The organism is Rothia koreensis, assembly GCF_004136575.1.
GTDB classification, from domain to species: domain Bacteria; phylum Actinomycetota; class Actinomycetes; order Actinomycetales; family Micrococcaceae; genus Rothia; species Rothia koreensis.
On the sequence record NZ_NOIQ01000015.1, the window covers coordinates 47332 to 67080 of the forward strand.

General features: G+C 63.5%; 21 protein-coding genes and 2 tRNA genes. 14 read left to right on the forward strand and 9 right to left on the reverse strand.

Annotation, left to right across the window (positions count from 1 at the left end):
* The first annotated feature begins 51 nt into the window (after positions 1-51).
* From EWU68_RS10005 to EWU68_RS10030, 7 genes are all read left to right on the forward strand, one after another.
* Positions 52-125, forward strand: a tRNA-Ile gene (locus EWU68_RS10005).
* A 25-nt stretch (positions 126-150) separates the two neighbouring features.
* Entirely contained in the window at positions 151-270 is a 120-nt protein-coding gene (locus EWU68_RS13310; RefSeq protein WP_238692420.1) for a DLW-39 family protein, read from the forward strand.
* Between the two features lie 5 nt (positions 271-275).
* Positions 276-348, forward strand: a tRNA-Ala gene (locus tag EWU68_RS10010).
* 295 nt (positions 349-643) lie between these two features.
* Positions 644-1375: an AraC family transcriptional regulator gene (locus EWU68_RS10015; protein ID WP_238692421.1), complete on the forward strand. Its 732-nt coding sequence runs from the start codon at positions 644-646 to the stop codon at positions 1373-1375.
* Between the two features lie 122 nt (positions 1376-1497).
* On the forward strand, positions 1498-2781 hold the full coding sequence (locus tag EWU68_RS10020) for an inorganic phosphate transporter (protein WP_162421483.1): 1284 nt from the start codon (positions 1498-1500) through the stop codon (positions 2779-2781).
* A 15-nt stretch (positions 2782-2796) separates the two neighbouring features.
* Positions 2797-3093 (forward strand): hypothetical protein, encoded by a 297-nt coding sequence (locus tag EWU68_RS10025; RefSeq protein WP_129315990.1) that lies wholly within the window; start codon positions 2797-2799, stop codon positions 3091-3093.
* A gap of 33 nt (positions 3094-3126) precedes the next feature.
* A complete protein-coding gene (locus EWU68_RS10030) occupies positions 3127-3405 on the forward strand; it encodes a DUF3349 domain-containing protein (RefSeq protein WP_129315991.1) in 279 nt (92 codons plus the stop codon).
* Positions 3406-3567: 162 nt separating this feature from the next.
* On the opposite strand, the gene EWU68_RS13120 is transcribed toward EWU68_RS10030, so the two are convergent.
* Positions 3568-4449: a hypothetical protein gene (locus tag EWU68_RS13120; RefSeq protein ID WP_193554048.1), complete on the reverse strand. Its 882-nt coding sequence runs from the start codon at positions 4447-4449 to the stop codon at positions 3568-3570.
* A gap of 212 nt (positions 4450-4661) precedes the next feature.
* Between EWU68_RS13120 and EWU68_RS10040 the strand changes: the two genes are divergently transcribed.
* From EWU68_RS10040 to EWU68_RS13315, 3 genes are all read left to right on the forward strand, one after another.
* A complete protein-coding gene (locus tag EWU68_RS10040) occupies positions 4662-5204 on the forward strand; it encodes a peptidylprolyl isomerase (RefSeq protein ID WP_129315992.1) in 543 nt (180 codons plus the stop codon).
* A 120-nt stretch (positions 5205-5324) separates the two neighbouring features.
* Positions 5325-6152, forward strand: coding sequence for a rhomboid family intramembrane serine protease (locus EWU68_RS10045; RefSeq protein WP_129315993.1), 828 nt, complete (start codon positions 5325-5327; stop codon positions 6150-6152).
* Positions 6153-6960: 808 nt separating this feature from the next.
* Complete coding sequence (locus EWU68_RS13315) at positions 6961-7980, forward strand: C40 family peptidase (RefSeq protein WP_238692422.1); 1020 nt, start codon at positions 6961-6963, stop codon at positions 7978-7980.
* Positions 7981-8290: 310 nt separating this feature from the next.
* On the opposite strand, the gene EWU68_RS10055 is transcribed toward EWU68_RS13315, so the two are convergent.
* The 6 genes from EWU68_RS10055 to EWU68_RS10080 all read right to left on the reverse strand — a co-directional run bounded on the left by EWU68_RS10055 (position 8291) and on the right by EWU68_RS10080 (position 13173).
* Entirely contained in the window at positions 8291-8485 is a 195-nt protein-coding gene (locus tag EWU68_RS10055) for a CsbD family protein (protein WP_129315994.1), read from the reverse strand.
* Between the two features lie 73 nt (positions 8486-8558).
* On the reverse strand, positions 8559-8708 hold the full coding sequence (locus EWU68_RS10060; protein ID WP_129315995.1) for a ribosome recycling factor: 150 nt from the start codon (positions 8706-8708) through the stop codon (positions 8559-8561).
* Positions 8709-8937: 229 nt separating this feature from the next.
* A complete protein-coding gene (locus EWU68_RS10065; RefSeq protein ID WP_129315996.1) occupies positions 8938-10053 on the reverse strand; it encodes an NADH:flavin oxidoreductase/NADH oxidase in 1116 nt (371 codons plus the stop codon).
* A 402-nt stretch (positions 10054-10455) separates the two neighbouring features.
* Positions 10456-11832 carry a galactokinase gene (locus EWU68_RS10070; protein ID WP_129315997.1) on the reverse strand — a complete coding sequence of 459 codons (1377 nt, stop codon included), beginning with the start codon at positions 11830-11832 and terminating at the stop codon, positions 10456-10458.
* Between the two features lie 138 nt (positions 11833-11970).
* On the reverse strand, positions 11971-12582 hold the full coding sequence (locus tag EWU68_RS10075) for a TetR family transcriptional regulator (RefSeq protein ID WP_129315998.1): 612 nt from the start codon (positions 12580-12582) through the stop codon (positions 11971-11973).
* 51 nt (positions 12583-12633) lie between these two features.
* Entirely contained in the window at positions 12634-13173 is a 540-nt protein-coding gene (locus EWU68_RS10080; RefSeq protein WP_129315999.1) for a type 1 glutamine amidotransferase domain-containing protein, read from the reverse strand.
* A 162-nt stretch (positions 13174-13335) separates the two neighbouring features.
* Here EWU68_RS10080 and bioB point away from each other — a divergent pair, with 162 nt between their 5' ends.
* The 4 genes from bioB to EWU68_RS10100 all read left to right on the forward strand — a co-directional run bounded on the left by bioB (position 13336) and on the right by EWU68_RS10100 (position 18278).
* A complete protein-coding gene (bioB, locus tag EWU68_RS10085; RefSeq protein WP_129316000.1) occupies positions 13336-14535 on the forward strand; it encodes a biotin synthase BioB in 1200 nt (399 codons plus the stop codon).
* A 141-nt stretch (positions 14536-14676) separates the two neighbouring features.
* Entirely contained in the window at positions 14677-16350 is a 1674-nt protein-coding gene (locus EWU68_RS10090) for a cation:proton antiporter (RefSeq protein ID WP_129316001.1), read from the forward strand.
* A 173-nt stretch (positions 16351-16523) separates the two neighbouring features.
* Entirely contained in the window at positions 16524-18005 is a 1482-nt protein-coding gene (locus EWU68_RS10095; protein ID WP_238692423.1) for an MFS transporter, read from the forward strand.
* A 63-nt stretch (positions 18006-18068) separates the two neighbouring features.
* A complete protein-coding gene (locus EWU68_RS10100) occupies positions 18069-18278 on the forward strand; it encodes a hypothetical protein (protein WP_129316003.1) in 210 nt (69 codons plus the stop codon).
* Between the two features lie 101 nt (positions 18279-18379).
* On the opposite strand, the gene EWU68_RS10105 is transcribed toward EWU68_RS10100, so the two are convergent.
* A complete protein-coding gene (locus tag EWU68_RS10105; RefSeq protein WP_129316004.1) occupies positions 18380-18769 on the reverse strand; it encodes a MarR family winged helix-turn-helix transcriptional regulator in 390 nt (129 codons plus the stop codon).
* Between the two features lie 284 nt (positions 18770-19053).
* Positions 19054-19749, reverse strand: a 696-nt coding sequence (locus EWU68_RS10110) for a response regulator transcription factor (protein WP_238692424.1), incomplete at its 5' end; no start/stop codon positions are given.

The following is a 19749-nucleotide window of genomic DNA, read 5'->3' on the forward strand; positions in this document are numbered from 1 at the left end:
GCCCGGACCGGGTCGTCATGTAATGTTTAATCTCGGTCCGAGGGCCAATAAGGGCGTATAGCTCAGACGGTTAGAGCGCTTCGCTGATAACGAAGAGGTCCCAGGTTCAATTCCTGGTACGCCCACAATCCTTTTCACGAGGAGGTTCCCATGAGGAAAACGCTGGTGGCTCTTGCAGCCGGCGCGGTAGCCTTTGTGGTGACCAAACGTGTGAAGGACGCTCAGGAAACCAAGGAAACCTGGAAGGCTTCCACAGACACGGTTGACTGACCCTCGGGGGCGTGGCGCAATTGGTAGCGCATCTGCTTTGCAAGCAGAGGGTTAGGGGTTCGAGTCCCCTCGCCTCCACCGAACACAGAGGACCCGGCATCGAGCCGGGTCCTCTTTTTTGTACTCCTACCGTGATGGTACGTCCCCATCGGAACAGGTCACCCGGGGGTTGCGGCTCCACCGCGGCACACCGACCCCGAGATACGCGACCCCGGTCAGTGCCACCGCCACCGCAACCGGAAGCCACGTGGGACGGACCCGTTGCGGCACCACGGGTGTCACCAATGACGCGAGGATTCCCGGGAATGCGGAGAAGGACAACATCCCGCTGTACCGGGGTCCATCCCGGCGTCCTATGCCCGAATCCCGCCACGTGCAGAAAAATCCCGAGCAGATCCAGCTGCTGGGGCACGATGAACACACGCCGGCACACGCCCACGATCGCGGGCATGTCGTCTATCCCTCCACAGGGGTTCTGTCGATGGTGACCGAGGACGGGTCCTGGGTTGCTCCACCCAATCGAGCCGTGTGGATTCCGGCGGGTTTCGTGCATCAGCACCGTGCCCACGGAAGCACCGATATGCGGATCGCGTTCATGTCCGAGAGCATGGCAGAACTCCTGCCCCGGAGGCCCGCGGTGTTTGCACTGACTCCAGTGGCCAGGGAAGCCGTCGTGGCACTGACGGAGCCGTCCTCGCGATCGTTCGAGGCCCGTGACCGGCTGAGGAGACTCATCATCGACGAATTCTCTGCGGCACCGGAACAGCCGCTGCACCTTCCCGAATCGCACGACGACCGCCTGCTGGCGGCAACACACCTGGTGGGCCGGGACCTCGAGGAGCCCATGACCCTGGCGGATCTGGGCCGCCGCATCGGTGCGAGCGAGAGGACCCTCAGTCGGCTGTTCCACCAGGAAACCGGGATGAGCTATAGGCAGTGGCGTATTCAATTGAGGGTCCACAGGTCCCTGATCATGCTGACCGAGGGGGTGTCCGTGGTGGACACGGCTGTTGCTTGCGGTTGGTCCAACCCCAGTGGTTTCATAGAGGCTTTCGTGTCGCTGGTAGGGATGACACCGGGCAAGTACCAGCAATCGTTGCGATGATCGCCACGAACGGTTCAAGCGCGACGATGATTGCCGAAATCACAGTCCGACGGCGGCGAAGTTAACCTTCCGTTCACGTATTCACCTCCAGGACTTCAGTTCCATGTCCGCATAATTCAGGTGTGGCACCTGAACTCATCATCCTCGCAATTGTCATCGTCACGGCGTTGGTCTTCGACTTCACCAACGGCTTCCACGACACCGGCAACGCCATGGCAACGTCGATCGCGACGGGCGCACTCAAGCCCAAGGTGGCGGTCGCTCTCTCGGCGATCCTGAACCTGGTCGGAGCGTTCCTCTCCATCGAGGTCGCGAAGACGGTCGGCAAAGAGGTCGTGAACCTGAATCTCACCTCCGGCAGCGACCTGATGATCATCGTGTTCACCGGTTTGGTCGGCGGCATCACCTGGAATCTCCTGACCTGGTTGCTCGGCCTCCCCTCAAGTTCCTCACACGCCCTGTTCGGCGGCCTCATCGGTGCCACGATTGCCGGTCTCGGACTCAGCGGCGTCCTGTGGACCAGCATTGTCGCCAAGGTCATCATCCCCGCGGTCGCTGCCCCGCTGGTCGCGGGAATCATCTCGACGGTCGGCACGGCCCTCATCTACCGCTTCACGCGCTCCGTGGGCGACGAGCAGAAGGAACGCGGGTTCCGCTGGGGACAGGTCGGCACCGCATCGCTGGTGTCACTGGCCCACGGGACCAACGACGCCCAGAAGACCATGGGCGTGATTTTCCTGGCCCTGGTCGCCTCTTCCTCGATCGATCCGAGCGCCGACATCCCCTTCTGGGTCAAGCTCACCTGCGCCGCGGCGATCGCCCTGGGAACCTACCTCGGCGGATGGCGGATCATCCGCACCCTGGGCAAGGGTCTCGTGGAAATCGAGTCCCCGCAGGGCATGGCCGCCGAGGGTGCTTCCGCAGCCATCATCCTGACCTCCTCCCACTTCGGTATGGCCCTCTCGACGACCCACGTGGCCACGGGATCGATCCTGGGTACCGGTCTCGGCCGCAAGGGTGCCGAGGTTCGGTGGGGAGTAGCCGGTCGGATGGTTGTCGCCTGGATCATCACCATTCCGGCGGCCGCGCTCGTCGGCGCCGTCACCTGGTTCATCGGGCACATGGTTGCCATGGTCTCCAACGAACTCGTGGGTGCGTTGGTCATCTTTGCCCTGCTCGTGGTGCTTGCCGGGTACATGTGGCACCGCTCCCGCCAGGCCCCCGTCACGCACGACAACGTCAACGACCAGTGGGTCGAGGAAGAGCCTGAGACGCCGGTCGTGGAACAGACCGAGACGCCCGACCAGGACAACGCCTTGACCGGAACCATGGTTCACGCCAAGGTGGGCGAGATCATCGGTCACGATTCACGAGCCGGCGCCCACAAGCACTTTTCCAACCAGTAACCCGGGAGTCCGAGCATGAACTTTCTCCACCTTCTCTCGAACCTCGTTCCCGTGACGATCGCGGGATTGCTCCTCGGCGCCGGTCTCCCCGCGCTCTTTGCCTTGGGGATGCGGATCTCTGCCGGACAGACGCAACGGACCGAGGACGGCGGCGTCATCCAGGTGCGCCCTCCCTCCACGGCCATGAGAGCCATCGGAGGGCTGATCTTCGCGATCATCCTGGTGGCCATCGTGATGGGCATCCTCTGGATTGCCAAAGATTTTCTGTTCCACATGACAGGATTCAATTTCCTGGGTCTCGCCAAGAAGTAGGGACCGCACCGGAGCTCTAGGAAAGGGGGCGACATGCGAAACCTTGCTGCCTCCGTGATCAGATGGCTCCGAGCCGGCTACCCCAATGGCCTGCCGTCGCAGGACTACGTGCCGCTCGTCGCCGTCCTCCGGCGGAGGCTGGCCGAGGACGAAGTCGTCGAGATCTGCCGCCAACTCATTGCCGAAGGCGTCATGCCGGCCGGCAGCGTGGACATCGGCGTCGAAATCACGAAAATTACCGACGAGATGCCATTGCCGGGCGACGTCGCCCGCGTCGAGGAACATTTGCGGCACGTCGGCTGGGATCTCTGACCCCACATACCGTGGCCGACTGCGCCGGGCCTCCGCTCCGGATGGTGCCGTCCTCAGACATCCATGGTTCCGGAACAGCCATCAGACCAATAAAAAACGCCGCCGCGCTCGATGAGCGCGGCGGCGTGGTGCGGCGTCCAGGACGCCGGGGCAGTCAGTTATTTATTTGTCATCCTGTCCCGACTTCGGAGCCTGGTGCTTGCCCGCGGGCTTTTCCTCGGTGTTGCTCTGCGAAGCCTCACCCTGGCGAGGAGTCGAGGACTTGGTCTCGTCAGCCTTCTTGGTTTCCGAGGCCTTGTCCGCTGCGGGCGTGCCCTGAACCGGAGTGGCCGGCTTGTCCATCGGAGCACCGGGAGCCGGGTGGCTCGTGTCCTTGGGATCGTTCAGGGACTTGACCTCCTGGTTGGAAGGCGCGGCGGCCGAGGACGGCTTGCTCACCTTCTGCTCCGCAGGATCTGCCTTGGCCCCGGCGGCCGAGGAATCGGCGGAATCCTTGGCGGCGGGCTTCTTCTCTGCATCCGCCGGAGTCTTCCAGGGATCCTCGACCGGGCGGGAGGCACGCCACGCGGCGACGCCGGCAGCGGTGGCCGCAGCGAGCAACCCGAAGAAGACGAGGCCCTTGTGCGACTTCTTGTTGGCCTTCTTCTGCTGCTTGGCGAATTCCTCGGCCCGCTTCGCGGCTGCCTTCTGTGCCTTCTTCACGGACTTCTTGTCACCGGTGACCTTGGCCGCCAGTGCCTCGACCTGAGGGTGGGCCTCGGTGGAGTTCAGCTTGTCTGCGATGGCCGTGGCCGCCTCGCCGGCGCGCTCGCGACCTTTGGCCACGGCGTTCTCGACGGCCGGGGTCGCACGATCGATCTGCTCCTGGATACGGGGTGCAACCTCCTTCTGCGCCCAGTCGTTTGCCTGATCGGCCCGCTGCTGCAACTTGTTGCTCAGCTCGTTGACCTTGTCGACACCCTCGGAGTAGCGGGCGTTCGCCGTCTTCCGGGCCTCTTTCGCGGCCTGCTGGGCCTTCTTTTCAGCCTTCTTCTGGCATCCCATGAGTTACCTCCTCGTGGATCCGGTGCGCAGACAGAATCTCTGTCGGCGCCATCCGTGGAAAACGGGATGTTTTACCGAGTCAGTTGTAGTCCACTCTCAGGATATGTAATACGGCCCGACGTGTCCCCAACCTCAAGGGGTGGGAGCGTGTTGTTTTCACTGTAGGCGGAACAGTGTTGGGGGTAGGGCGGCATCATGGGAAAATATTTGTCATGACTGCGATTCCCACTGCCAAAGCGACCCTTCACACGAACCACGGCGACATCGTGGTTAACCTGTTCGGTCACCAAGCACCCAAAACCGTCAAGAACTTCGTCGGTTTGGCCGATGGTTCCCAGGAATGGACCGATCCCAAGACCGGCGAGAAGAAGAACACCCCGCTCTACGAAGGCGTGATCTTCCACCGCATCATCCGGGACTTCATGGTCCAGGGAGGCGACCCTCTCGGCCAGGGAATTGGCGGTCCCGGCTACCAGTTCGACGACGAGATCAGCCCGGACCTGAACTTCAACGAGCCCTACATGCTGGCCATGGCCAACGCCGGCATACAGAACGGCAAGGGAACCAACGGCTCCCAGTTCTTCATTACTACCGTTCCGACCACGTGGCTCCAGGGCAAGCACACCATCTTCGGTGAAGTTGCCGATGACGATTCCAAGAAGGTCGTCGACGAGATCGAGGGCGTGGCCACGGGAATGATGGACCGTCCGGTCGAGGACGTCGTCATCAAGAACATCGATATCGAACAACTCTGAGTCCGAGAGCATCGGCACCGGGAGAACCCGGTGTATCGAAGAGCGAGGCCCTTCCGCTGTACTGCGGTTGGGCCTCGTTCTGTCTCTGGGCACGTCACCTTCTGAGAGGAACCCCCGTTCATGAATCAGGAACCGCCACAGTACGGACAACGCGACGAAGCCGCCTCCCACGGTGAAGGCCGGCCAGTCTGTCCCCGGCATCCGGACACCGTCTCCTACGTGACCTGCACTCGGTGCCACCGCCCCGTATGCCCGCGCTGCCAGGTCCAGGCCCCGGTCGGTATCCAGTGCGTGGACTGTGTGCACGAGGTCGACCAGAACGCCCGAGGTCGTGACCATGCGCGGGGGAGAGGCGGGGGACTCCTGCCCGGCGGTTCGGGGCTCACCGTGACCTGGACCGTGATCGCTGTGACCGTCGTGGTCTTCGTTCTGCAATGGGTCATCCCGCGGCACCTGGTCCTCAATACCCTGGCCTACGCCCCGATCCTTACCACGGCCGAGCCCTGGCGTCTCCTGACCAGCGGTTTCGTCCATTCGCCGGGGAACCTGCTCCATATCGCGTTGAACATGTACACGTTGTACATCTTCGGTGCCGCTCTTGAACCGCGCATGGGGAGATGGAGATTCCTCGCCGTCTACCTGCTGTCGATCATTGGTGGTTCCTTCGCCGTCTACCTGTTGGCGAGTCCGTACACGCTGGTGGTCGGCGCGTCGGGCGGGGTTTTCGGCCTGTTCGGTGCTCTCTTTGCCTGGACCCGGTTCCGCGGAGGCGACACTCGGGGTCTGTTAGTTCTCGTGGCCGTCAACCTGGTGTTCGGGTTCCTGGTTCCAGGGATCGCTTGGCAGGCGCACATCGGAGGCCTCGTGGTGGGAGCCGTGATGGCGTGGATCTTCGACATCACACAGCATCGTGGCCGGCGAAAGGGACGAGCCGGCGGAAAGATGTGATTACAAGATTTTGCGTGGGCGACAGGTTTTCCACAGGACTTTCCCACAGCTGTTAATAACTACAGGGCTGTAACTCCACATGTGTTAATAACCTTGTGGATAGCGGTCTGTCCCGCCAGATCGAGGAGTTGGGGAGAGAGGTCCTGGGAACCATCCCTCGGTTACCCACACCTGTGGAAAACTCTGTGCACAGTTGGGGATTTCCGGACGGAGCGCAAAGGCCGAAAGTTGTAATTTGTGATCGGCCGGCGGGATCTGTCGATGCGCTGCCGGCGGCCTCCGGGGCCTTCGGACCCCGATCCGGAAGAACATGAACAATTGACTAACTTCGTTCCATTCGAACAAAAAGGTCAATTACAATACTTCTTTCCCTGAGGCAATAGGACAAATCTTCGAATATCGAGAAGGCGTTCCGAGATTCACATAAATCGTGCGCATCGGCATTGTGCCGGGGATCCACTGACTTGCGTTTGACTAGGGGTGACTGGGGATACCTAATAAAAAATCACTGTGCTATATTGAGTCCGCCGATTGAAATTCAGGTCGGCTTCCTTGGGTTGTTTGCCTAACCCTGCCGCGGCCCAGGGAACCTGTACACAGGACAACCTTTGGCGGGGGCGAGGTGTTGGATGAGGGTTCTCTTCCTCACAAGACTCCGAGGGTAAGTGGTTTTGCTGACTGGGGTTCCTTGATGGATCTTGCACCAACCGCGCAGGCAAAGAGGAGAAACCCATTTCTCATGGCTCAGCAAATCACTCGTGTTCGCCCAGTTACCCAGTCACACTTCTTCCGCAACACAGGAATCGGATTGGCGACTCTCGGAGCAGTCGCCGGATCCATGACTTCGGCGAACGCCTTCGCAACCGCAACTCCGTCCACTACTCCTTCGACGCCTCACATCACGCCGAGCCTGGCGCTGGCGACGTCGCCGTCGGTCTCGCACGACTTCGTGTCTGCGCAGGCTTCCGGCCAGGCGGCACCGGCTGTCCAGCAGCAGGCGCCCGAGCAGGCCGCTCCGGCCCCCTCCGTCCAGGCACAGTCGGCCGACAACACGGTCCAGGAACCGTGGGCGCAGCAGTCAGTCGCCCAGGCCGCCCCGGCACCGGCCGAAGCTCCTGCGGCTCCGGCCGCTGACAATGCCACGATCCAACCCGCCGCGGACATCACTCCCGCAGAGGATGCGGCACCTGCCGTTGACGCTGGGGCGGCGCCGTGGGACTCCGGTGCAGCTCAGCAGGATCCGGGTGTGCAGGGCCAGGCCGAGGCGGCCGCTCCCGCCGCGGATGGCACCCAGGTGGGAGCCGATGGCACGATCCAGACGATTCCGGCCGCCGAGACCGACCCGCAGACCGCGGATGGTCAGGCGATCGATCAGACCCAGGCTGCTCCCGCAGACCAGGCCCAGTCGGCCGAGGCCTACAACGGCCAGGCGACCGAGGTCGAGCCTGCAGCGCAGACCGACGCCGTCACCGGTAGCCGTGCACAGGTCGTGCAGGACGCGATGGCGGGCGTGGGCGGTGCCTACGTCTGGGGCGGAAGCGACTACATGGCCTGGGACTGCTCAGGTTTCGTCTCTTATGTCTACGCGCAGTCCGGGGTCAACCTGGATTCGTACACCTACAGCATGGTGAATCAGCTGACCCCGACCGCGAATCCGCAGGCGGGCGACGTCGTCTTCACCAACAACTATGCGCACGTGGGGATCTACCTGGGAGACGGGCAGATGGTTTCTGCTCTCAACCCGGAACAGGGAACCCAGGTCACTGCCGTTGATGGCGGCGGAATGATGACCGTGGACGGGTACTACACGTCCCCGGCCCTCGGCTAAAACCATCGGCAGGCCCTTCACGGGGCGGGGCCGGCTGGCGACCGGACGGGACATCGACTCCCGGACGGGCTCGGCAGCCGGCCCTTTTCCATGTCCACGTGAAGGGGCAACCGCGCGACGTCGTCCGCGCCTCTGCCCGGACTGTGGAGGCTCGAGGGGCTGGGGCCGGGGCGATGTCCCTGGGTCCCAGTGAATGACGGGCTTGGTCGAACCGCGGCATCCCGTACGGCCTCGAACCGGACACAAAAAAACCTGTGGCGGGCCACCTTCTCGGGTGGCCCGCCACAGGCAGGTTCAGGCGATGCTGGCCTCAGCCCTTGAGCTTGTTGCCAATATTGCGGGCCGCATCCTTGACCTTCTCCGCGCCGTCCTTCACGGCGGCGCCGAGCTGGTCGCCCTTTCCTTCATTCTTCAAATCATCATTGCCCACGGCTTCGCCGACTTTTTCCTTGGCGTTGCCGGTGGCATCCTGAAACTTGTTGTTGGCTTTGTCCTCGATACCCATACGGGACTCCTTTCCTTGGGGTTCCCTCAGGAATCATCCGAGGGACAAGCAAGAATGGCCTCAGGAAGAAGAATTAGTCCTTGTTGCCGAACTTGTCGTTCAGCGCGTCCTTGGCCTTGTCGACATGCTCGTCCTTGACGGTGTCCTTGCCGGTCTTGTCGTTGACGGCGTCCTTGCCCTTGTTCAGAGCGTCGCCTGCCTTGTCACCAATATCGAAACCCATAATCGGCTCCTTTCATCCCGGCGATCCATACTCTGTCAGTGATGCGGATCGCCACTTGCCTTCGACATTAGGGCAAATGGCGAGTGATGTGAACCGCTGGTGCGGAACACAGTCCGTTGTTCACCCCTGGCAAAACGTCACGTAGCAATTCCTAAGAATCGCCCAGGTTGTTGTGAGACAAAAGAAAGGTTGTTCAGTTCTTGTAGTGCTGGCATTCGGGGAGACCGAATTACCGCTTGGCGCGATAGAACTGGTCGGGCCATTCGATGTCCTGACGCAACTCCTGCGCCGCCCTGAGCGCCCACCGAGGGTCCCTCAGTGCCTCGCGAGCCAGGCTGACGGCGTCCGCCTGTCCGGTGGCGATGACGTGCTCGGCCTGGACCGCGTCCGTGATGATGCCGACCGCGCTCGTGGGCAGCCCGGTTTCGCGGCGGATGTGAGCCGCGAACTCCGTCTGGTATCCGGGAACCGGGCGCACCTGGGGCTGCGGCAGGTTGCCGCCGGACGAGACATCGACCATGTCGACTCCCGCGGCCGCGGCCTGGCGGACGAACTCGGTGATATCCGCCAAGTCGGCGTCGTTGGCCTCACGAGCTGCTTCCGTGCCCGCTTCTTCCTTCCAGTCGACAGCGGAAACCCTGAGCATCAACGGCATGTCATCGGGGATCGCTTCGCGGACCCGGCGGACGACCTCGAGGGGGAACCGCATCCTGTTCTCCAGATCGGTGCCGCCCCAACGATCATCGCGGGTGTTGACGTCCTTCTGGAGGAACTCGTGCAGCAGGTAGCCGTGGGCGGCGTGGATCTGGACGGTGTCCACCCCGGCGTCGACGGCGCGGCGCGCCGCATCAGCGAAAGCCTGGGCGGTCTCGAGGATCTCGGACTCAGTCATCGCACGGGGAGCATCGAACGGCCCGAAGGGCTCGTCCGTGGGGGCCAGCGTGGTCCAGGCGCCGTCCTCCGGGCTGAGAGAACCTTCCGGGTAACCGGGCAGGGCATGGTACGTGGAGGCCTTTCGTCCGGCGTGAGCCAATTGGATCCCGAACTTCGCACCCTGACCGTGGGTGTGCACGAAGTCCGCGATGTGCGCGAATTCGCGAGCCTGATCGTCATTCCAGAGCCCCAAGTCCCCTGGCGAGATGCGGCCCTCGGGGACAACGCCGGAAGCCTCGGCGATGATCAGCCCGAAGCCTCCGGTCGCGAAGGAGCCCAGGTGCATGAGGTGCCAATCGGTCGGGATGCCGTCGTCGGCCGCGCTGTACTGGCACATGGGGGCGACGAAGGCGCGGTTCTTGAATTCAAGACCGCGCAGGGTCAACGGCTGGAAGAGATACGAATACGCCATGGGGTCGCCTTTCGAGGGACGATGTGTTGCAGAGTGCGCCCATCGCAACTTGGCACGACGGGTTGTTATTCCCCTTCACCGGGTGCAGGGCCCTCACTGTCGCGCATCGCACACCCCGGAGCGACCGAGACGACATCACGTTTTGATAAAGACCCGCGTGCCACCTTGTGAGGTGTACTCGCGAGTGTTTTATTTGAACCCGTCGATATCGACGGATGTGTGCGCACATCGCATATTCGGCCGCATGCGCCTGCAATGCGGCGGAATCAAGGGAATGAACCACGTGAGCCAGGCACGGGGGCGGATCGGTTGAGTGCCGCTCCGTCCCCGCTCCCACGTGCCGCTCCGGTCCCCGGTCTCGCGTGCCGGGCAACTTGCGGCCTGGCACTCCGGCGTCGAGTCCTAGAGATCTCGGTTCGCGGGACGCCCTGGGGCCAGCGGCAGGAACACCGGTTTCTCATATCCTCGATCGGCGAAAGCGTCCGCGACGGCCTGGGCTGTCTCGGGGACGCGCTCGCGGGTCGTCAGGGCCAGGACGGCGCCGCCGAATCCTCCGCCGACGAGTCGCGCACCCAGCGCATCGTGATCCAGGCACGTGTCGACGGCGACGTCGAGCTCGTTGCGCGACGCCCCGAGGTCGTCCCTCATGGATGCGTGCGAAGTCGTGAACAGTTGACCCAGCTCCCGCCACGTTTCCGGTGTGGTGGGGGTTCGATCCGTGAACAGGGTTCGGGCCCGCTCGACGAGCATCATGTCCGTGAAGACGTGTTTGGTCCAGCCGTAGAGCTTGTCCTCGCCGAGGCCCTCGAGCACACCCGGAACCCGGGCGCAACGCTCGAGCGTGTCCGCGACGGTCGATTCTCGCGCCCGGCGTGCCTCCTCGGCATCGAGGTCCGGGAAACCCAGGTCGTCGGGAAGCAGGGCACGCAGGTTCTCAGCACCCGTGGCCTGCCTGAGGTCCTCGCAGGCATTGCGGCGGCTCGAATACTGCCCGTCCGCCAGATCGTGGGGCGCGCGGCTGTCGATCACGAGAAAGGCCAGTCCGGCCCCGGTCACGTTGACGTCCACGGGTTCGAACGAGAAGTCACGGAAGTCGATGACCATCGCCTGTCCGGGAAGCGACCGCAACGATGTTGTCTGGTCGAGGCCACCGGTCACGGCACCCGCGACCTCGTTCTCCGCCCGCATACAGACTCGGGCGAGGCGAGCACGGAGGTCGTCGTTGTCCGGGCCGCAACCACCGACCGGGAGCGGCTCGAGAGATTCCTCGGTCCGGAGCGGACAGGAGAGTTCGAGCAGAGCCAGGGCGGTCGAGCACTCGAGCGCTGCGGAGGAGGAGAGACCACCACCGACGGGAACGGTGGAATCGATGAGAAGATCCGCTCCGAAGTCCGGGGGCAAGGAAATGTCCTCGCCGCCTTCCTGATTCATCGACCAGGCGACGCCGCCGACGTACCCGAACCACCCGGAGACCGTGCCCGGAGCGATCTCGCGCAGGGGGCGCTCGACCGGGGTGGGCATCTGCAAGGACTCCGCGTGGAGGATGCCGTCACGGCGCAGTCGGCCGGCGATGAGGGTTCTGTACGGGAGAGGGGTGGGGAAACAGGACCCACCGTTGAAATCGACGTATTCGCCCAGGAGATTCAGGCGGCCGGGGGCGGACCAGATGCCGTCCGGTTCCGATCCGTACCTCTCGACGAAAGCCTCACGCAACGATTCCACCTGCGCGGTGTGGTCCGGCAAGGTGGCCCACTGGGCCGCGATCGAGGCCTCGGTCATGGAGTTGTACCTGAATTCTTCTTCTCGGTGATGTGATTCGGCGAGGAGCCGGGACGCGTCCGGCCACGGCACTCGCTGCGGACTGCCAGGTTCACTGGGCGCGCTATACATTGTAGGGCGAGGTCCCCACCGTCCCCGTTACTGTTCGGATGCCTCGTCGAGCACACCCCGAATGACAGCCCGGACTCCGAACTCGCACGCGCGCGCATCCTGGATGTCGCGGGCTCCCGAATCCTCGGCCGGCGCGGAGGACGCCTCGAGCCTGAGTCGGTTGTGCTCCGTCGAAACGAACCCCAGGACCGTGTGCAGGACGGTTCTGGCCGCCCAATCCGCGTGGGTCGGGCTGATCGATCCGCGCTCGAAGGTCTCGCGCATCGCCACGAACGAGGAGACGGACTCCTGGTCCGCCGCCAGGGCGATCCCGATGACGTCCGCACCGTCCTGGTACCGCAGTACGGCCTCCCTGGCCGCACGTGCCTGTTCGACGACGGTCTCGGTGACCTCGCGCTCGCTGATCCCCTGGGTGTGGGGCGAATCCCCCGGGTCATTCCGTGACACAGCCGGAGCGGGCCCAAGCATCCTGCCCGCCAGACGGGTGAGCAGCTCCTGCTTGTTCCTGACGTGGTAGTACAGCGCTCCTGGGGCGACGCCGAGCTCCGTGGCGAGCCTGCGCATGGACAGGTCGCCCAGCCCGTAGTCGCTCAGCAACGACAGGGCTGTTTCGAGGATGCGTTCACGGGTGAGGGCCACGGGACGAGTCTACCGATTCGATTCCCGTGCCCTCACTCGGTCCCGTGGTTCTCAGGCGGAGAGAGCCTCGGAGACCGCCGCGTTGAAAGCGTCGATGTCGTTGGGGTTGCGGCTCGTGATGAGGTTGCCGTCCACCACGACCTGCGAGTCCTCCCACGAGGCACCGGCGTTGATCAGGTCGGTGCGAATGGACTCGAACGACGTGAGCCGTCGACCGCGGGCCAGCTCCGCCTGAGCCAGGATCCACGGTGCGTGGCAGATCGCCGCCACGGTCTTCTCCTGATCGAAGAAGGCCCGGACGAAGTCGGTGGCGCCCTCGGCGATCCGCAGCGTGTCGGCATTGATGGTGCCGCCGGGCAGAACCAGTGCGTCGAATTCCTCGGGCTTCGCTTCGGACAGCGGCAGGTCCACGTCGAAGGAATCGCCGTGGTCCCAGTCGCCGTTCATCGCCGTCAGTGTGCCCTCCGCGGGAGAGACGATCACGGTCTGCGCACCGGCGTCGTCGAGCGCCTTGCGCGGACGGGTCAGTTCGACTTCCTCGACGCCATTGGTCAGAAGGAATGCGATTTTCTTTCCGGACAGGTCTGACATGATCCAATACCCCTTTTCTGTGTGGTGTTGTCGAGACCAATCTATGGCTCGGACGATGGCTTGGGAACAGGTGTGCGCTCACAGCCAACCGGCCGCTGATGGCCCGAAACGCGGGAACCGTCACCACTTGAACGGTGTTCAAAAACACGGTTCAATGCATCCATGCACACTTCGTACACGGAACTCGCTCACAGGATCTCGGAAGACCACCGGTTGACGCGCGATGAGGCCCTGGAAATCCTTTCGGCCGACGACGCAGCAACTTTCGACGTCGTCCACGCCGCCTCCACCCTGCGACACCAACACTTCGGTAACACCGTCAAGGTCAACTACCTGGTCAATCTGAAGTCCGGGCTGTGCCCGGAAGATTGCTCGTACTGTTCCCAGCGCCTCGGCTCGGCGGCCGAGATCCTGAAGTACTCATGGATCAAGCCCGAAGAGGCCGTGCGTCAGGGGAGCCTGGGCGTGGTCGGAGGGGCGTCCCGCATCTGCATGGTCGCGAGTGGCAAGGGGCCGACCGACCGCGACGTCGACCGCGTGTCGCGCATGATCGAGGGGCTCAAGGAATCCAACCCCGATATCGAAGTGTGCGCGTGCCTCGGCATCCTGAAGGACGGTCAGGCCCAGCGACTGAAACAGGCCGGAGCGGATGCGTACAACCACAACCTGAACACGTCCGAGGACCACTACTCCGAAATTTGCTCGACGCACTCCTTCTCGGAACGCGTCGCGACCGTGAATCAGGCGCACGACGCCGGGCTTCAGGCCTGCTCGGGTCTGATCGTCGGTATGGGGGAGAGCCCCGAGCAGCTGGTCGACGCCGTGTTCTCCCTGGTCGAACTGGATTCCGAATCGATCCCCGTCAACTTCCTGATGCCTTTCGAAGGAACGCCTCTCGAGGGAACCTGGGAGCTCACCCCGCTGAAGTGCCTGAGGATCCTCTCCATGGTCCGTTTCGCGGCACCCGACAAGGAAATCCGTATGGCGGGAGGGCGCGAGATGCACCTGCGCTCGCTCCAGCCGACCGCATTGCGCGTGGTCAATTCGCTCTTCCTGGGCGACTACCTGACGAGCGAGGGGCAATCCGCCGTGGACGATCTCCGCATGATCCAGGACTCGGGGTTCGTGGTCCTCGGGGCGGAGGATCGGGACCTCGTGGCCGAGCACGAAGCATACCTCCAAGCGCATCAGCAGGATCTGTCCGATGCGGATACCGGTGCCGAAGAGTCCACGGCGCCTGCCCAGGCCGTGGCGCCCTGCGGACAGGTCGCGAGTTGCTCGAAGGGGAACGGTGCTTCGGGGTCCGTCCCCCTGACGATCCGACGGCGCGGCGTCGGAACCTCCGTCGCCCCGAATGCCTGAGGCGGAATAGAGACACTTCGGGCCGAGGTGGCACTCGCGTGCACGAATTCGGTAAAAATCTGCACAAAAATGCCACTTCGGCGTGGGGACGGGCGATCGTGTGACGCGCGCATGGGGCCAGTCCGATAAAGTGGTCCCACTGTGGATTTCTTGATCGTCGTCATCGTGATTCTGTTGGCGACCCTCGTCCTCGTGGGGGTCGGCGACAGATTCAACCTGCCGTGGCCGGTCCTGCTGACCCTCGCCACGGCCGCGATGATTTTCATCCCGGGCGTTCCGAACGTCAAGGTCCAGCCCGAACTCATTCTGCCGATCTTCCTGCCGCCCCTGTTGTGGGCGCTCGGCCAACGGGCCAGTTGGCAGATGTTCCGGACCAACTGGCGTGCGATCGTGACCTACTCGGTCGTCCTGGTCACCCTCACCATCCTTGCGGTCATGTGGACGTCCATGGTCTTCATCCCCGGGATGACGGTCGCCGCGGCCGTCGCGATCGGTGCCGCCGTCGCGCCGCCCGACCCCGTGGCCGTGGAAGCCGTGTCGGAACCCGTGGGCATCCCCCGACGAATCGTCGCGACGCTCCAGACCGAGGGGCTCTTCAACGACGCCGTCTCCCTTGTCGCCTTCCAGGCCGCGCTCGCGGCCATCACGGTCAACAGCCATCTCTCCGCACCGTTGCTGGTTCTCGAATTCCTGTACACGGCCGTCGCTGCCGTGGCGATCGGCCTGTTCTTCGGGTGGCTCGGCGGAGTCGCGCGTCGTCACCTCAACTCGAGCGTCGCCCGGTCCGGATTGACCCTGATTATTCCGTTTGCCGTATATATCGCTTCGGAGGAAGTGCACGCCTCCGGCGTCATCGCCGTGGTGGTCGCGGCCGTTCAGATGTCCAGCACGATGGGCGACCTGGAACCCGAGGACCGACTGACCGGTACCGCATTCTGGGAAGTCATCGAAATGCTGATCACCGGCGTCGCCTTCGGCCTGATCGGGCTCCAGGTGCGTCAGGTGATCGTCGATGCCGGGGACCGCATCGGGGAGATGATCCTTCACGGAGGCATCATCGCCGCGGTCGTGATTCTGCTCCGCCTGGCCTGGATGGTTCTGATCGTGGCCTTCAATCACGTCAAGAAGAGCCAGTCGATGACGCCACGATCCCTGGGCGAGGCGCTCGTGATGACCTGGTCCGGAATGCGCGGACTCGTGACCTTGGCCCTGGCCCTTTCCCTGCCGGCCGAGGGATTCGGATTCCGATCCGAGGTCCTGGTGATCGCGACGATGGTTCTTCTGTTCACCATGGTTTTCCCGGGTTTGACCCTGCCGATCCTGGTCAAGATGCTCGGACTGGATCGGGAGGACCACCAGGACCGTCAGGAGCGCGAGCTGCTCGAGCGGGCCCGGCGCGCGGCCATGCAGGCCGTGCGGCAGCACTCCGAAGATGCGCCGCCGGAAGTCGTGTCGATGGTTTCCGACATCTACCGGCGCATGGTTCCGAAGAGCCCGCAAGAGGTCGAGAATCAGGAGCTCTACGAGGCTCAGGTGGCGGAGAGGAACAAACGGCGGAAGCTCTTCGCCACCATGAGAGACACGGCCCTCAGCGCGGCCCAGGACGAAATCATCAGCGCGCGCTCCGACCGGGGCGTGGACCCGGCGACTGTCGACCATGTGCTCCGCAAACTCGACCAGATGTCGGCGGTCCAGAACCCCGACATGGCCACGATCCTTCCCGGTTTCCAGCCCGGCTTCACGTCCCCGCCACCGGGCAAGACCCAGGACAGGACCCAGCCCCCGACCCGGAAGACGCCACGGTCCGACGCCTAGCCACGTGTTGAGCCGGAGCTGAGCCTCTCGCTGGACATCTGCATTTATCTCGCTAACCTATATGAGGTGTTTACAGCGGGTGGCCCACGCCATACATGGGGGTCCCCACCATCAAATACTCGGCCATTGCCGGGGCGCATTGCTCGCCGCCGCTCGGCCGCAGGAGGAAGATCGTGAAGTCCGATGTCAACCTCAATCTCAAGGATGAATTGCCCGATTCGCCGCGTCGGCTCAAGGCCGATGACTGCATCGTCGTCGACAAGCCCCGGCTGATCCGTTCCCAGATTGGTGCTGGTGTCGGAAACTTCATGGAGTGGTACGACGTCGGGGTCTACGGCTATCTGGCCACCGTCATGACGAAAGTCTTCACCGCGGGGATGGGCGAGACCGTGGGCCTGCTGGTCACGCTTCTCGGTTTCGCGGTGTCCTTCCTCGTTCGCCCGCTCGGCGGAATGATCCTCGGCCCCCTGGGAGACAAGATCGGGCGCCGGTCCGTCATGCTGTTCACCATCATGATGATGGCCGTGGCCACGGTCCTCATCGGCTGTTTGCCGGGCGCCGACTCCATCGGCCTCTGGGCGGTCGTCCTGCTGTACGTTCTGCGCATGATCCAGGGCTTCTCCACGGGCGGCGAGTACGCCGGTGCCGCAACCTACATCGCGGAATACGCACCCGACCGCAGCCGCGGAGTCTGGACCTCCTTGCTCAACAGCGGCTCCCAGCTCGGATTCGCGGCAGGGGCCGGCGTCGTCGCCGCGACCACCGCGATCGCCACCAACCTGTGGGGCGAGAACGCGATGGTCGACGGCGCATGGCGCATTCCGTTCCTCTTCGCCGCCATCCTGGGCATCGGGGCGATGCTCGTGCGCAGCGGCATCACGGAGTCGCCGAGCTTCGAGAAAGCCCGTGACGTCAAGGAGAACCCGAACTCCAGCCCGATCTTCGTGCGCCACAACCTGCGCAACGTGATCCGCCACTACTGGCCCCAAATCGTCATCGGGATCGCGATCATCGGTGCGGACGGAGCCTGCTCGTACACACTGACGAGCTACATGCCGACCTACCTCGAGACGCAGATTGGTATGGCCACGTTCCATACCGCGACGGCCACCGTGGTCATCCTCCTCATGCAGGCCGTGCTGTTGCCGGTCTTCGCCAGGATCTCGGACAGAATCGGTCGACGCCCCATGTACTTCACCGCCGCGATCTCGAACCTCATTCTGCTGATCCCGGCCTTCGCCCTCTTCCACACCGGGACCCTCTGGGCGTTGTACGCGGGCCTCATCCTCATGATGGTTCCGGGGACGATGTACCTGTCCATCAACGCGGCTGTACAGTCCGAACTGTTCCCGACTGCCTCGCGGTACGCCGGCGTGGGTATGACGCAGAACTTCGCCGTATCGATCATCGGCGGAACCGTGCCGCTGGTCAGCCAGTTCCTCGTGGACATCACGGGCAACAGCTACGTCCCCGCGTTCTACGTGATGCTGTTCTCGGTCTTGGCCGTCGTCGCGACGCTGTTCCTCCGGGAGTCCGCCGGCCGGCCGCTCATCGGCTCGGTGCCCATGGTCTCGACGCGGCGCGAGGCTCTGGAGCTCGAGAAGGGGCAGGACGACGACGAGTCCATTGACACCGCGACGATGCTCCTGAAGTAGTTGCCCCGTCCGGCCTCGGGCCGGGCTTATCGCCGGCACAGCGGGTCATGATGAAATAGGAGTATGAATTATCGCGTCTTCCTCACTCCCGCGTATCTGACCTCTTTGCTCGTGCTCCTCGTGGGGGCGATTCTCATCACCGCCCATCTGGGAATCCTGGGGTGGATCCTGGTTCTGGCAGGGGTCGCCCTCAACGTCGTGGCATCCATGGTGAGCCACAACCGCGAGGAGCTCCGCCGTGCCGAAAGCGAGGGCAGGACCCCGGCGTCGTAGGGCCCGGAGGCCGCCTGGTCTTCGACTGACGGCACAAGAAGACCCGGGGTCGCGACAGTGGTCGCGACCCCGGGTCGAAGTCTTCCGTGCCTCCCCAGGGCCTAATCGTTGAGCAGGCGTTCGCGCACGCGAGCGAAAATGCGTTCCACGGATTCGGCCTCTTCGACGGTGACGAGGTCCGCGACGATCTCCTCCACGTGGCGGCCGTGCATCTCACGAGCCTCGAGGAAAACCTCGAGGCCGTGCTTCGTCAATTCGGCGAACGCGGCCCGGCCGTCCGAGACGTCCTCGATGCGACGCAAAATTCCCTTGTCGCAGAGGACCCCGACTTGATAGCTCAGCCGTGACGGCGAGAAGACCATGATGTGGGCGATGTCCCCGAGCCGCATGCGGTTGTCGGGCGCGTTGTACAACAACTGGCAGACGTCGTAGTCGGCCAGGCGCAACGGCGTGTCCTTGCGGAGCAACTGATCGAGGCGGTTCGTGAGCATCTGCGATGTCTCGAAGAACTGTCGCCACGAGGCCGTTCTTATTCGTGCATCAGTATCAACTGGTTCCTGTTGCAACTCTGTCACTTGATTCCCCCTTGGTGGTCCATTTGTGTGCGGAGCCATCCGTCCCGCGCGGCAACGCGAGGTGACGGCTATGACGCCACAAATTCAAAGAGTACTCGCAATTCTGCCCGTCAAGGCATTCGCTTCACAGTGTTATGTGACCTTCCTGTGAGAAGGGCCGCACCCGCAGGCGGATGCAACGCCCCTAGTCAGAGCATGATTCAGCGGTCCAGGAAAGCGAGGACCGCACGTACGCGCCGATTCCCGGCATCGGTATCCAGGCCCAGCTTGTCGAAGATGTTTCCAATGTGTTTGGCGACGGTCGCGGAAGAAACATAGAGTTCCTGTTCGATTTCCGTGTTCGCTTTCCCCTCGGCCATGAGTTTGAGAATCTCGAGCTCCCGCGGCGTCAGCTTGTCCATCGCGGTGGATCTGCTGTCCGCCGCGGCATTGCCCATGAGGTGTTTGACGACGTCGGGATCGATCACGGTCCCGCCCTCGGCCACGGTCTCCAGGGCGCGTGCGAAGTCCTCGATCTTGCCCACCCGATCCTTGAGCAAATACCCCAGCCCCGAGGAATCCGAGGAGAACAGCTCGCGGGCGTAGGCCGACGCTATGTACTGCGAGAGAACCAGGACGGGGAGCTGCGGATACTTCGCTCGAAGCGAATGCGCTGCTTGCAATCCGTCCGACGAGTTGTTCGGGGGCATGCGGACGTCGGTGATCACGACGTCGACCCCTTCCTCGCTCTGTGCCTGGTCCACCGCCGTCAGCAGCCCGGGGGCGTCCCCGACCTCACGGATCACCTCGTGCCCGAGGCGTTTGAGGACCATCACGAGTCCTTCGCGGAGGAGGGTCGAATCTTCGGCGAGAACGATGCGCACGGTGACCTTTCTGAGGAGGTTGCTGTGTCGGGG